This window comes from Microbispora bryophytorum (assembly GCF_043197435.1).
Taxonomy (GTDB): domain Bacteria; phylum Actinomycetota; class Actinomycetes; order Streptosporangiales; family Streptosporangiaceae; genus Microbispora; species Microbispora bryophytorum.
Map to the genome: position 1 here is coordinate 108,337 of NZ_JBICTF010000001.1, position 12,747 is coordinate 121,083.

The 12,747-nt window shown below is 68.8% G+C and carries 10 protein-coding genes and 1 tRNA gene; 4 read left to right on the top strand and 7 right to left on the bottom strand.

The window, feature by feature from the left end; all coding sequences use genetic code 11:
* Positions 1 to 262 precede the first annotated feature (262 nt).
* Positions 263 to 2,404 carry an amidase family protein gene (locus ACGFIB_RS00490; protein WP_393367548.1) on the top strand — a complete coding sequence of 714 codons (2,142 nt, stop codon included), beginning with the start codon at positions 263 to 265 and terminating at the stop codon, positions 2,402 to 2,404.
* A gap of 31 nt (positions 2,405 to 2,435) precedes the next feature.
* Complete coding sequence (locus ACGFIB_RS00495; RefSeq protein ID WP_393367550.1) at positions 2,436 to 3,491, top strand: zinc-binding dehydrogenase; 1,056 nt, start codon at positions 2,436 to 2,438, stop codon at positions 3,489 to 3,491.
* Positions 3,492 to 3,915: 424 nt separating this feature from the next.
* Here ACGFIB_RS00495 and ACGFIB_RS00500 read toward each other — a convergent pair whose 3' ends face one another.
* A complete protein-coding gene (locus tag ACGFIB_RS00500; protein ID WP_393367552.1) occupies positions 3,916 to 4,494 on the bottom strand; it encodes a TetR/AcrR family transcriptional regulator in 579 nt (192 codons plus the stop codon).
* Between the two features lie 113 nt (positions 4,495 to 4,607).
* Between ACGFIB_RS00500 and ACGFIB_RS00505 the strand changes: the two genes are divergently transcribed.
* Positions 4,608 to 5,687 (top strand): amidohydrolase family protein, encoded by a 1,080-nt coding sequence (locus ACGFIB_RS00505; RefSeq protein ID WP_393367554.1) that lies wholly within the window; start codon positions 4,608 to 4,610, stop codon positions 5,685 to 5,687.
* 835 nt (positions 5,688 to 6,522) lie between these two features.
* On the opposite strand, the gene ACGFIB_RS00510 is transcribed toward ACGFIB_RS00505, so the two are convergent.
* The 3 genes from ACGFIB_RS00510 to ACGFIB_RS00520 all read right to left on the bottom strand — a co-directional run bounded on the left by ACGFIB_RS00510 (position 6,523) and on the right by ACGFIB_RS00520 (position 9,282).
* Positions 6,523 to 7,257 carry a GNAT family N-acetyltransferase gene (locus tag ACGFIB_RS00510; protein ID WP_357249448.1) on the bottom strand — a complete coding sequence of 245 codons (735 nt, stop codon included), beginning with the start codon at positions 7,255 to 7,257 and terminating at the stop codon, positions 6,523 to 6,525.
* A gap of 343 nt (positions 7,258 to 7,600) precedes the next feature.
* The gene (locus tag ACGFIB_RS00515) at positions 7,601 to 8,443 is read right to left on the bottom strand and encodes a GNAT family N-acetyltransferase (RefSeq protein ID WP_393367557.1); all 843 of its coding nucleotides are present in this window, start codon (positions 8,441 to 8,443) and stop codon (positions 7,601 to 7,603) included.
* A gap of 143 nt (positions 8,444 to 8,586) precedes the next feature.
* Positions 8,587 to 9,282 carry an alpha/beta hydrolase gene (locus ACGFIB_RS00520; protein ID WP_357264901.1) on the bottom strand — a complete coding sequence of 232 codons (696 nt, stop codon included), beginning with the start codon at positions 9,280 to 9,282 and terminating at the stop codon, positions 8,587 to 8,589.
* A 280-nt stretch (positions 9,283 to 9,562) separates the two neighbouring features.
* On the opposite strand from ACGFIB_RS00520, the gene ACGFIB_RS00525 reads away from it, so the two are divergent.
* The gene (locus tag ACGFIB_RS00525; RefSeq protein ID WP_142575071.1) at positions 9,563 to 9,817 is read left to right on the top strand and encodes a hypothetical protein; all 255 of its coding nucleotides are present in this window, start codon (positions 9,563 to 9,565) and stop codon (positions 9,815 to 9,817) included.
* 848 nt (positions 9,818 to 10,665) lie between these two features.
* On the opposite strand, the gene ACGFIB_RS00530 is transcribed toward ACGFIB_RS00525, so the two are convergent.
* The 3 genes from ACGFIB_RS00530 to ACGFIB_RS00540 all read right to left on the bottom strand — a co-directional run bounded on the left by ACGFIB_RS00530 (position 10,666) and on the right by ACGFIB_RS00540 (position 12,710).
* Entirely contained in the window at positions 10,666 to 11,238 is a 573-nt protein-coding gene (locus tag ACGFIB_RS00530) for a TetR/AcrR family transcriptional regulator (RefSeq protein WP_142575070.1), read from the bottom strand.
* 411 nt (positions 11,239 to 11,649) lie between these two features.
* Positions 11,650 to 12,402 (bottom strand): 5-methylcytosine restriction system specificity protein McrC, encoded by a 753-nt coding sequence (locus ACGFIB_RS00535; protein WP_393367560.1) that lies wholly within the window; start codon positions 12,400 to 12,402, stop codon positions 11,650 to 11,652.
* A 234-nt stretch (positions 12,403 to 12,636) separates the two neighbouring features.
* Positions 12,637 to 12,710 (bottom strand) — tRNA-Pro (locus ACGFIB_RS00540).
* Between the last annotated feature and the right edge of the window lie 37 nt (positions 12,711 to 12,747).

Sequence of the window (12,747 nt, forward strand, 5' to 3'; positions counted from 1 at the left end):
ATGTCGCGGTGGTGCGCAGGGGTCTCTATGGACGAAAAGGGGCCTCAGCAAGGGCCTCCGGGGGTCCGACGGAGGATCAGATCGGCCCGCGACGAAGTATTGGAGCATCACGACGTTTCGTAAAGGTTACGCGTCGATCAGCTGTCATACGTAAGGCCGCCGTCCCGACTTCACCAGCAGATGCAGACTAGAGCATTCAAATCGGTTCAGGTAGTGTCCAACGGCAAAGCCCCCCAATCACTCCCAAACCAGGCGGCTTCTCATGCAACTGACGATCATCGGCGCGGGCGCGATCGGCGGCACGATCGGCGCGCACATGATCCGTGCCGGCCACGACGTGCTCCTGTGCGACGCCGACCCCGCGCACGTCGAGGCCATCAATCGCGACGGCCTGTCCATCGAGGGGCCGGTCGAGAACTTCACGGTGAGGGCGCGGGCGGTCACCCCCGATGGCCTGCCGGAACGCCTGAGCCGCGTCGCGATCGCGGTCAAAAGCCATCACACCGACCAGGCCGCGGAGCTCGTGCGTGATCGGCTCACTCCCGACGGATACCTGGTCAGCTTCCAGAACGGCCTGACCGCCGACCGGCTCTCCGCCGTCGTCGGCGCCCACCGGCTCCTCGTGAGCTTCGTGAACTTCGGGGCGGACGTGCTGGGCCCGGGCCGGATCATGCAGGGCAACATCGGCACCTTCCGGGTCGGCGAGCCGACCGGCGGTGAGATCACACCGCGGGTCCGCGAGCTCGTAGAGGCCCTGCCCTACGCCGTGGCCACCGGCAACATCATGGGCTTCCTCTGGGGCAAGGAGGCCTACGGCGCGATGCTCTACGCGGGCGCGGTCTCCGACCTGTCCATCGCCGACTCCCTGGAGGCGCCCGAGTGGCGGCCGCTCATGCTCGGCATCGCCAGGGAGGTGCTCGCGCAGGCGCCGGTGAAGCCCGAGGGGTTCGACGGCTTCGACCCCGACGACCTCGAGGGCTCGCTCGACCGGCTCGTCACGTTCAACCGCAACAGCGCCAAGTCCCACAGCGGCATCTACCGCGACCTGATGGTCCGCAGGCGCAAGACCGAGGTCGACGACCTGCTGCACGACCTCTCAGGGCCGCTGACCACCCACACCGGCCAGCTGATCAAGGCGATCGAGCGAGGCGAGCGCACCTGCGAGGTCGCGAACCTGCGACTGCTCGCGGCGTACGAACGAGCCGAACGACTCGGCCGGCCGCTCGCCGCCGTGGTCACGCTGTTCCCCGCGCCGCCGCGCGCGCCCGAGGGACCCCTGCACGGCGTGCCGGTCGCCGTCAAGGACATGATCGACATCGCCGGACACCCGCGCGGCAACGGCAATCCCCTGTCGATGCGCGCCGAGCCGGCCGCCGACGACGCCCCGGTCGTCCAGGCGCTGCGCGCGGCCGGCGCGGACGTCTTCGCGGCGACCTCGCTGCTGGAGTACGCGGCCGGCGCGGTCCACCCGGAGGTGCCGGAGGCGATGAACCCCTACAACCCCGGGCGAACGGCCGGCGGGTCCAGCGGAGGATCGGCCGCCCTGGTCGGTGCCGGCGTATGCCCGGCGGCGCTGGGCACCGACACGGGCGGCTCCATCAGGATCCCGGCCCACTACTGCGCCACGGTCGGATTCAAGCCCAGCTACGGCGCGCTGCCGGTCGACGGCGTCGAGCCGCTCGCCCCCACACTCGACCACGTGGGGCTGCTCGCCCGCGACGTCGCGACCACGACCACGGTCTTCTCGGCCCTTACCGGCGACCGTCCCGTGACACGAGCCGGTGCCGGCATCCGGGTGGGAGTGCTCCCCGGCATGCTGGAGCACGCCGAGGTCCAGCCGGAGGTGGCCGCCGCGGTCAGGGCGGCGCTCGACATCCTCCGCGACGCCGGCAACTCCGTCGTCGAGGTGGACGGCTCCGTCTTCCACGAACTCGACGCGGCCTTCCCCCACATCCTGCTGTACGAGGCGTGGCAGGTGCACGGGGCGCGGGTGAGCGCCGACCCCGGCCACTACGGGCCGGAGACCCTGCGGCTGCTGAGTTCCGGCTCCGGGGTGAGCGAGGCCGACTACCGGAAGGCCCTCGCCGTACGAGAGCGACTGCTGCCCGCCGCGACCGAGGTCTACGCCGGGATCGACGTCCTGCTGACCCCCGCCGCGCCCTTCGTCGCGCCCGTGACGACGCCTCCCGTGGACACGCCGGAGGGGGCCGCGGAGGGTCTGTTCACCGGCATCTACAACCTCACCGGAGCCCCGGCCCTGGTGCTGCCCTGCGGCTGGAGCGCCGACGGCCTCCCGATCGGACTCCAGCTGTCGTCCCCGCTGGGCACCGACATGGAACTGCTGGCCGTGGCCGCCCACGTCGAGTCCACGCTCGCCGTGGACGTCCGCAGGCCGGCCTTTTAACCGATCGAACCGACCCCACGAAGGAATCCCCTTGCGCGCCGCCCTCTACATGTCCGCCGGCCACGTCGTCGTCGATGACGTGCCCGACCCCGCGTTGTCCGAGCCGACCGACGCCGTCGTGCGTGTTCTGCGCGCCGCCATCTGCGGCTCGGACCTGTGGTCCTACCGGGGCGTCATCACCCGTGCGGAGCAGTCCCGGCTGGGCCACGAGTTCATCGGCATCGTGGAGGAGGTCGGCAGCGAGGTCCGTGCCGTCCGCCCCGGCGACCTGGTCGTCGCGCCCTTCACGTGGTCCGACAACACCTGCCCCGCCTGCCTGGACGGAATCCAGTCCTCGTGCGAGAGGGGCGGCACCTTCGCCTCGGCGGGCGCCGACGGCGGCCAGGGCCAGGCGGTGCGGGTGCCATGGGCCGACGGAACGCTGGTGAAGGTGCCCGGCGGTCCGGCCGGTGTCGACGAGTCCGTGTACCCCGCGCTGCTGTCCGCCTCGGACGTGATGGGCACCGGTCTGCACGGAGCCGTCATGGCGGGTGTCACCGAGGGGTCCACGGTGGCCGTCATCGGCGACGGAGCCGTCGGGCTGTGCGCGGTGCTGGGGGCGAAGGCCATCCTCGGGGCCGAGCAGATCTTCCTGATGAGCCGCCACGCGGACCGTGCCGCTGTCGGCAAGTCCTTCGGAGCGACCGACGTCATCGCCGAGCGGGGCGAGGAAGGCATCGCGGCGGTACGCGAGCGGACCGGCGGCCTCGGGGTGCGGCATGTGATCGAGGCGGTCGGCACGCCGGAGTCCTGGGCGATGGCGGTCGGCATGGCCCGGGACGGCGGTTCCATCGGCGCGGTGGGCGTGCCGCACACGGCGCCGACGCTGCCGCTGTTCCAGCCTCTCGTCCACAACCTGAGCCTGAACCTCGGGATCGCCCCCGTACGCCGGTACCTCCCCGACCTGATCTCGCGCATCACGGCCGGGACCCTGGATCCCGGCCCCGTGTTCGACACCGTCCTCCCGCTGGAGAACGTGGCGCAGGGCTATGCCGCGATGGCCGCCCGCGAGTCGATCAAAATCATGCTCACCACGGGCGACCTCTGATCGACGGTCTCACGGTCAGCTTCCCGGCCGTAGACGACCGAGCCTGCAACTCCTCGCCGTCGACGGCTTCGACGGTTCAGGCCGGGTCGTCCGCAGCGTGACTCACCGCCCAGCCCGTGACACCGCGCAGCGCGATGTCGCGGGCCACGTCGCGCTGAGTGGAGCACCCAGCCAGATCGCGCAGAACAGCGAACTGGTCCTCAGGCCAGTTTTTCGGACCAGGTGACGCCCCAGGACATCGGACGAAGAGCCTGCGCCAACTCGTTCAGGATGGCTGCGTACTCCCGCACATATCCTCCGTTCCGACGACCAGTCACTGTGCTCGACCGCCACTGCACCGTGCCGGCTGAGCTCGATCCGAGCCCAGACCTCCTGGTCATCACGGCCGATTGGACGAACGCCCTGCGGGGTGCCGGCCAGGGGGTCATGGCCTGGTCAGCGGAATGAGCACCTCATCGACGATGGAGGCGATCTCGCCGGAATCCACGAGACCGCCCTCCCATGCCTGGAAAAGGATCAGGCGCGGCCCGACGGAGACAACGCGCGGGGTCAGGCTGCCCGGTGCGGCTTCGCCGCGTTCGACCGCCTGGCGCAGGACGGACAGCAGTACTTCCTGATGCGGGCGGACCACCAGCCGGTGGACCTGCTCGAACAGCTCGGGATGGCGGTGGCGGTGGGCGATGAGCGGGAGCAGCGCGCGGCCGCGCGGCTCGTCGAGCACCCGTACGAAGTGCTCGAGCAGGGCGATCAGGTCATCGCGCAGCACTCCCGTGCCGGGCGGCGCCGTCGGCTCGCCGAAGCCGGTCCCGGGGTCGCTCAGCGCGGCGAGGACGAGTTCGGCCGGGGTGGACCAGCGCCGGTACAAGGCCGCTTTCCCGGTCCCGGCCGCGGAGGCGATCTTGTCGAACGTCAGCTCCTCGAAGCTGCTCCCGGCCAGTTCGCTCAGGACGGCCTGGAAGATCGCGGTGGTGAGGGCGTCTCCGCGGCGGCGGGTGGGACTCATGAGGACGGATATATCACGCACTTGGCCGTGCTAGCCTCCGTTAGTGAACAAAGTTGTTCCTTATTTGAGGCGGATGGCCCATGTCCACTGACGGCAGAACAGCCTTGCGCAATGTGCGGATCTTCGATGGCAAGCGGCTCAGCGAGCCCCAAACCGTTGTCATCGACGGTGCGCTGATCGGCGACGATCCCGCCGGCGCGGAGGAGATCGACGCGGCGGGAGCGGCGCTGCTGCCCGGGCTGATCGACGCGCATGTCCACCTGCACAGCCCCGGGAACCTGGCCACCCTGGCCGCCTGGGGAGTGACGACCGGACTCGACATGGCCTGCTGGCCGGCCGAGCGGGTGGCCTCGATGCGCGAGACCAGAGGAGCGGCCGACTTCCGTACCGCCGGACTGCCCGCGATCGGGCCGGGCGGCCACCACGCCCGCATGCCGGGAATGCCGCCGGAAGCCGTCATCCTGACGGCAGCCGATGCCCGGCGGCACGTCGAGGCGCGGGCGGCGGAGGGTGTCGACTACATCAAGGGCGTCGCCGAGGCCCCCGGCGAGGGCGGGCCGCCCGCGGACGCGCTGCGCGCGCTGGTGGAGACGGCGCGCGAGTACGGGCTCAAGACGATTGTGCACGCCGCCACCCCGGGCGCCTACACGATGGCCGTGGAGTCGGGAGCGGAGTTCGTCACGCACACGCCGATCGCCGGCGGGGTCCGGGAGCGCGACGTGGCCGCGATGAGGAGCGCCGGCCAGCGGTCCATCGCGACGATCACCATGATGGAGGCGTTGCTCACCGCCTTCGTGACCTCCGGCCCGCCGCCTGGGCGGGCCGACCCCCTGGGGGAGGTGCTGGGCGATGTCGGGCGTCTGCACCGGGCCGGTGTTGAGATCCTCGCCGGGACGGACGCGAACGCCGGGCCGTCCGCGCCGGTGCCCGTGCCCCACGGCGAGAGCCTGCATCACGAGTTCGAGCTGATGGCGCGGGCCGGAATGACGCCGGTGGAGATCCTGCGCTCGGCGACCGTGCTGCCCGCCCGCGCCTTCGGCCTGGCCGACCGGGGCGCCGTCCGGCCGGGCATGCGGGCCGACCTGTTGCTGGTCAACGGCGACCCGACCCGGGACATCACGGCCACCCGCGACATCCGCGCCGTCTGGTGCGCCGGTCACCCCGTCACCCCGGTCACCGCCCGCGAACCCTGAAACCTGAGCGGCTGCGCGAGCGGAGGTTCCCGTAACCACGGCGGCGGCGCCAGGGCCGCGAAGATGCCGGATCAGCCGGCCGCTGGACGTGGCGGTGCCGGAGTTTTCGTCTCCCGTCAGGATCTGGGGCGGGTGTGAAGTCGCATGAGGACGGCTTGGGTCGCGGGGGTGGGTTCGAGGTCGAGGCCGGCGAGGTGGGCGTTGAGGTGTGGGCGCGTAGGCGTGCCTCGTCTCGGTGGCCAAGTCCGATGAGCAGGCGGATGACGGCGAACATCTGAGACGGAGCCGCGGCCCGCCTTGGCGGGGTGTGACGAAGTCCTCCAGTCCGCCGCGGCGCGACCTATGCCACAGGTAGACGGTGACGGGACGGGCGTTGAGCAGCCCCCACCGCTGCGTCGGCGGCATCTCGTAGGTCTCGGCGGGCTCCATCCAGCCTGTCGCCGTCCGCAGCCACTCCACCTCCATCTCCCGCAGCCAGAAAACGTAGCGGGTGCGGTACTGCACTTGCTCGCAAAATCGGGCCCACCCATCACAAACGGGCCTCATCGCGGCCTGGGGCGATGAAGCCGACAGGCACCCAGGGCTTGTCGATGATGGCGACGCAGGCCCCGCCGTTGGGCAAGGCCCGGGTATGTGAAAGGCGGGCCCTGAGCCCGCCTACTGGTCAGCCCGCGCATACTCCCTCAACGAACCTGCTCACCATGTCGGCGCTTCCGAAGAACAGTCCGTGCACGGCCGCCTCTTCCACTGCCCGGCTGCAGTCGATGCACTGCTCGAACATCCCGGCCTAGGGGACACGCTCCGGTTCCTCACTCCGTACAGGTGGCAGATCACGCTAGGCGGGGAAGCTGAAGAGGCGGTACTGCGAAACTTCGACGAACCCGAATCGCCGGTACAGTGGCTCGCCGACCGGGCTCGCGGCGAGTGCTGCCAGCCGCGTACCGCGGTTCCGTCCCACGCGGAGCGCTGCTGCGGTCAGTGCTGTGCCGATGCCGCGTCGGCGATGCGTGTCCGCGACGTGGACGAGGAAGATCCCGGCTACGTCGTGGGCTGCGATCACTGTCGTCGTCCCGACCACACGGTCCTCGAGAACCGCCGCCAGGCGGACGATGTCCGCGTTGTCCCGACGTTGCGACTCGATCCGCACGATGTCGGGTTCGAGGCTCGGTGCGACGCCCATGGAAGCGCTGTAGGTGCGTACCAGTTCCGACAGTTGGTCGTGATCGGTTACCACCTCGATCCGCAGGCCGGCCGGTGGATCCATCGGATCCACAGCCTGGTCGAGCGGTCTGACCATCACGGGGATCGTTGTGAATTCTTTCGCTCCGTGCTTGGTGAGGGCGAGCGACGCGCCCGCGGGGCTGTCCGGGCCGACCCACCACCACCAGGGCACTCCCACGAGCCGGTCTCGCGCGGTGGCAGTGATCTGCTCGACCGCATCCAGGGAGCGGACACGGACCACTCCGTTGAACTGTGGCTGAGCCAGCCCGCTGCGGAAGTAGTCGAGGTCACCCTCACCGCAGTCCGCCACGCCCCAACCGGTGAGGTACTGGCGGAAGTTGGCGGTCACGCAGGCCATGCTCCCGGGGTGCCACAGGGCTCGCGGGGCACGGTTGCCCGGGGACGCGGCCGCCGCGAGCGGTTCATCAGCTCCGCTTGATACGCCCATCATGGATGTTTCCTCTGTCTGAAAGCCTCGGGCCTGGGCGGCCCGAGGGTATCTCGTGTCTTGTCCCTGCCGACTTCACACTGGTGCCTCGCTGACGGTGTGATCCAGCCGTTGCGTCGTTGTCTTTGGGCGCGGCAATCGCCGGCAGCCGTTGGCGGCGAGTGATTCGCGGCCGCCAACGTCTTGCGGCTCCGGCAGTGCGTTGATCGCCTGCCCGGAACAGCCATTCATTGATCTTGCGGTGTCAGCACACCACGATTCGGTAGTCCGAGACGGGGCGGTATCCGATGCGCTGGTAGACGCTGTTGCTCGTCGGGTTGGCGAGGTCGGTGAAGAGGAGTACGTGTTCCGCACCGGCGTCGCGGGCAGCTTGGGAAACGGCTGCGGTGACGGCGGAGCCGTAGCCCCGGCCGCGTTGTTCGGGCAGCGTGTAGACGGGGGTGAGGCGAGCCGTGCCGGCCACCACCGACGTCATGGCGGCCATGGCCACTGGTTCGTCCCCGACCGTCCACAACCGCCAACCGCCCCGGCTCATCCGCTCGTCGATGAATGCGTCGAGATCCGCTCCGAGCGAGCCGGCTTCCGTGACGAAACGGGTGCACCAGTCGTGGAGAAGAGCCCGGTCACCGTCGCTTGCCGTCCGCGGTGCCCCAGGCGATGCGACGTCAGGGCGCACGAGCCGGCCAAGACGATAGAGGCGCAGGTGCGGTCCGCTCTTCGGCGCGGAGCCGGTGGTCGTCTGCCACGCTTCGGAGAAGGCACGGACCGATGAGTCGTCGGCCAGGAGCTGTGTAAACGGCTGAGCTTGGGTGGCCAGGAGTCCGGCCAGGTGCGTTGCCGCGGCCTGGGAAAGGCGGCTCGCGGTCAGCAGGTGCGGTGGCATCCACACGAACGCGGCCGTCGTCGCTGTTTCATCCGGTTCCCGCCACCAGCCCAGCACCGTGGGCGGGGGTTCACCCCCGGACCGCAGCTGCTCGATCGTGTCGAGTCCGGACAGCAGCATGGTGTGCAGGTCGGGACGTGCGGCGAGAAAAGGTCCCGCCTCGGAGCGAAACATTTCAGGCTCGTCCGTTATGAACCAGGTCACGAGATCGCATCTCCTGCTTGCCCACGAGCGGCAACCCGCGGAGCCGTGGGGAAGCGGTTGGGGGCCTGCCGGCCGCAGCGGACGCGACTGGCGGGCAGTAGGGGCAGCCGGGCTCGCGCCGGCTGAAGTCCGCGCTGGCCGGCTCAGGGCAGGCTGAGTTCGTGCCTGATGAGCTGGGCGAGTGCGGAGGGCTGCGACAGGAAGGGCGAGTGCGAACTGTTCAGCCGCAGCGTCCTGTCGGCGCGCTTCGCGAAGAGTTCCTGGACGAAGGGCGGGATGGCGCCGTCTGCTTCGCAGATGATGTAGGTGCTCGGAATCGTCTGCCAGGCGACCGCGGTCAGCTTCTGGGTGGTGGCGGCGTAGGACTGGTAACCCAGGGCTGCCGCCGCCTTCTCGGCAACGCTCCTGTCCACGTCGCCGTAGAACACCTCAACCGGGTTCGCGACGGTCAGGAAGTCGCCGACACCCTCCTGCCGGTGAAACTCCCACCAAGGTGCCGGGTCGCCGCCCGCGCTCGACAGCAGGGAGTCCCCTGCGTCGAGCTGGAACGCGGCGAGGTAGACGATGCTCTTGACGTTGGACGCATCGGCGAGCGCCTGCGTGGTGGGGACGCCGCCGTAGGAGTGCGCGACGACGACCACGGGCCCGCCGATCGCCTCGACCGCGGCCCTGATGGCGGCCGCGTCGGAGTACATGTCGCCCAGCGCCTTGGGATCGTCGCCACACGAGGTGAGCGCCACGGTGTGGACATCGATGCCGGGCAGGTCATCGATGAGGAGTTGCAGATGCTCGGGCTTGTGCCACGCTCCGGGGACCAGCAACAGCGACGGCAGGGTCATTCGAACCTCATAGGGGCAGGTGATGCGTTGGGCATGATGTGCGGGCCCATCATGCAGGCCCCCGCCTCACAGCGTCCACGTGATAGATGTCACCAATTATCTATAAGGCGGGGGCGAGCCACCCTGCCGCAAAGGAAAACCCCTCCCGACCTGCCAGCGGCGCGACTTGATCAGGTCGTCCGCCCGACCACACCTGTGATTACGTTCACAATCTAAGAAGTCCAACGGCGCTATACATCGCGAAAGGCGAACGCTGCCAGGGCTGTCCGTACTCCGCGGGATGGTCAGGGCGGACGGCGATGTGGTCGGGTTCGAGTTCACGCCGGACGCGGTTGCGGATGTCGAGGGCGTAGGTGAAGCCACGGGGAAGTTGGAGGCGGCCGGCACGGTCGACGGTGGCGTACTCACTGGCATGGATGGTGGTACGGCCTTCGTCGTCGACGCTGGTGTGGCGGACGACCTCGGAGACGGTGCGGCCGTCGCGGATGGCGACGGTGCGGTCGACCGCGGAGGGCCACCGCCCGGTCGTGAGTGACGAACACGATGGCCGTGCCGAGCTTTTCGTTGGCGGTGCGGAATGCGTCGAAGACTTGCTCGGCGGCTGAGTCGAGTTGGCCGGTAGGTTCGTCGGCCAGTACCAGTGAGGCGTGGTTGGCCAGGGCCGTAGCGTCACCTGCGTCTTGGGCGTGACCTTGGCCACGACGGCGCGGCAGGGCCTTCATGTCGATGCCGGTCCCCGTCGCGTACAGCACCGAGGACCCATGCGCCGGCTCCTTGGACACGGGTGCCACCTTCGCCAGGGCGGCCTTCGAAGCAATGACGAACTCGTGGCTGGGGGCTGCTGGTATGGCGTCCTGTGTGGCGACGACGCGTGCGATGACCCGCCTGAGGACCTGACGGTCTCCGGGTCACCGACGCCCTTCCCGAGCTTCCGCGCGACTGCCGGGGAGACGATGGGAATGGCCCCCGATGTGCCGGAGTCCATCCTGTCTGCGCGGAGGGAGGACCCGAGGCCGGTGGCCGCCACGAGACGGGCGTACGGCTCGGGATCGACGACTAACAGGTCGAAACGGGCCGAAGAGCTGGCGATCCGTTGCCCGATCCGGACGCCCGTCGCCTCGCGGACACCCGTAACCTTCCGGACCTGCGCGCCGAGTCCCTGCGGCAGGGCGCCGAAGGTCTGCACACGGGCGTCCGCGCCGACTGAGGTCACCGCGGCGCGATCGCGTCCCGACTCCACGCCTGAAAGGACGGATCCGCCGAAGGAGGTAACGGTCAGCCCCACCAGCACGCCAACGCGGAGGTCACCGCCAGCAACACCGGCGCCGCGCACACACCCCTGCGGGACACCAAGCGGGTCAGGACACCGAGGTGGCCTACACGTCAGCCGGTTTCCGGTTGACCACCGTCGGCAGCCCTCGCCACCGCCGCATGTGCCGCCTGCAGGATCTGCTCCGACAAAGGCGTGCCTGCGGTGGCACGGGCAAGAAGTATGCCGCCGACGAGCGTGGCATAGGCGGCCAGGCCGGCGTCACCAGGCGCGATCCACCCCGCGAGTTCCTGGACGCCCCTGGCGTAGGTCTCCCTGTGCTCGGGCTCACGCGCAATGTCGCCCGCGAAACCGGCTGCGGGACAACCAGTGCCAGGGTTGTCGCGATGCTCGACGGAGAAGTAGGACTCGAGCAGCGACTGCCACGCCGCCTGATGCCCCCCGGCCTCGTGGTCCAGAGCCACGAGGTCGTGCAAGTTGTCGGCGAATGCCTTGGCAGTCGCTTCGTCAACGAGAGCATCTTTAGAGGCGAACTGCTTGTAGAAGCCGCCTTGAGTCAGTCCGATCGACTTCATCACGTCCGCGATGCCGACCTTGACCACACCGTCCTCACGGAACAGCCGAGAGGCCGCGGCCACCACTCGCTCTCTGTTGACCTTCGCTTCTGCTTGCGAGACGCGACCCATTCATCACCCTCCGTAATGTCGGCCTTCTGCCCCGTCGCAGGTCGTCACATCGACCAGCGGACTAACACCCCGAGTGTAAGATCACGCCTGCCGTCTATCGCCTGCCATGACTCCCCGTCAGCCGGCACCCACCGCCAATCCGTCGCACCAGCGAGTCCGCACAAAAACCGTCCAGGCTCCAGGGCACGGGCGACGCCCCGCACGTAAGATGGTGAGCACAATCTAACATGCGCGGCCAGCCGGAGCGACCGAGGTGGGCACCCACCTGCTCAAGCACCCTTGCGTCACGACAACCGAAGGACGGGGGCGGCAAGAGCGCACCGGGCGTGGCACCAAAGGACAGCGCACAGCGCTGACGGCGACCTGGCCTGCGCGCTCCCACGCGCTGGCCGTCGCTGACGCCCCGGTGGACTAGCTCACCGGTCTGCGGTGACAAACATGGCGTTCCCAGTGCAGAAACTGGGCTTGGTCTAGGCTTGATCCGGTTTGACGGACATCTGAGATCAGGGGTTCGTCCCCGGAAGGATGTCCAAGATGGAGAGCATGGGGAAGAAGAAGCGTCCTCGCCGCTCGTTCACGCCGGAGTTCAAGGCCGAGATCGTCTAGCTGTGCCAGCGCGGGGGCAACATCACGTGATCGCGTTCCAGCCAGGACTCGAAGCCCACATGTTCGCCCGTTGCGGTCGAGGCGGTGGTGCCCTTGCTGTCCTGCGCAGCGCAGGCCGCATGGCCGCAGAAGCTCGGTCAGTCGGGTCGTGAGGAACCGCTCGAAGATCTCGGCCATATTCAGCACGAACCCGTCGACCTGTAGGGCCGGTGAGCCCTTCTGCTGAAACGACGATGCGCCGAGGACGAGTTCGGCGAGGCGCAGAGCCGGCAGGTAGCGCTCATTGAGGCGGTTGGGTGTCCAGGCCGGTAGCGGAGCAGCGCCAGCGCGGACCGGAACAACGTCGACCAGACGTGCCGCTACGTGGCGCAGCAATGCCTTGGTCGAAGCAGCCACACCCGGCAGGCTCTGCAGACGTTCGATGGCACCCAGCAGAATCCGGTTCTCGGCGATGTCGGCCGTGTAGTCGTCGAAGGCAACCTCGATCGGTACGGCGAGACTGGGTCTGCGAGACAGTTGAGAACGGGTGCGGATCCGTCCACGAACCTCGACGACCACCCAAGTAAGCAATCTGCTCTCAGCGCAGGCCTTTACAGCGTAGATTCCGATCGTATTTGAACACGGCCCCGCACCCGGCTAAGCAACCCCTCGAATGCCGTGACACGCTGGACAGACATCTGTCACCGGGCGGCACGGTCCGGGAGGGCGACTCTTGATGACACCTGGGTGACACAACAGAAAAGCCACAATCCCCGATCTTGGGAACTGTGGCTCTGACCTGCTACAACAGTGTCGGGACGGCGGGATTTGAACCCACGACCCCTTGACCCCCAGTCAAGTGCGCTGCCAAACTGCGCTACGTCCCGTTGCCCTGGTCTCCCCGGGCACATCCAAACCTTAGCG

Bases quoted from the DNA above. Each gene is read 5' to 3' on its own strand.
- ACGFIB_RS00490 (WP_393367548.1), top strand. From the start codon at position 263: ATGCAACTGACGATCATCGGCGCGGGCGCGATCGGCGGCACGATCGGC.
- ACGFIB_RS00500 (WP_393367552.1), bottom strand. From the start codon at position 4,494: ATGAGTCCCACCCGCCGCCGCGGAGACGCCCTCACCACCGCGATCTTC.
- ACGFIB_RS00520 (WP_357264901.1), bottom strand. From the start codon at position 9,282: ATGACCCTGCCGTCGCTGTTGCTGGTCCCCGGAGCGTGGCACAAGCCC.
- ACGFIB_RS00525 (WP_142575071.1), top strand. From the start codon at position 9,563: ATGGTCAGGGCGGACGGCGATGTGGTCGGGTTCGAGTTCACGCCGGAC.
- ACGFIB_RS00530 (WP_142575070.1), bottom strand. From the start codon at position 11,238: ATGGGTCGCGTCTCGCAAGCAGAAGCGAAGGTCAACAGAGAGCGAGTG.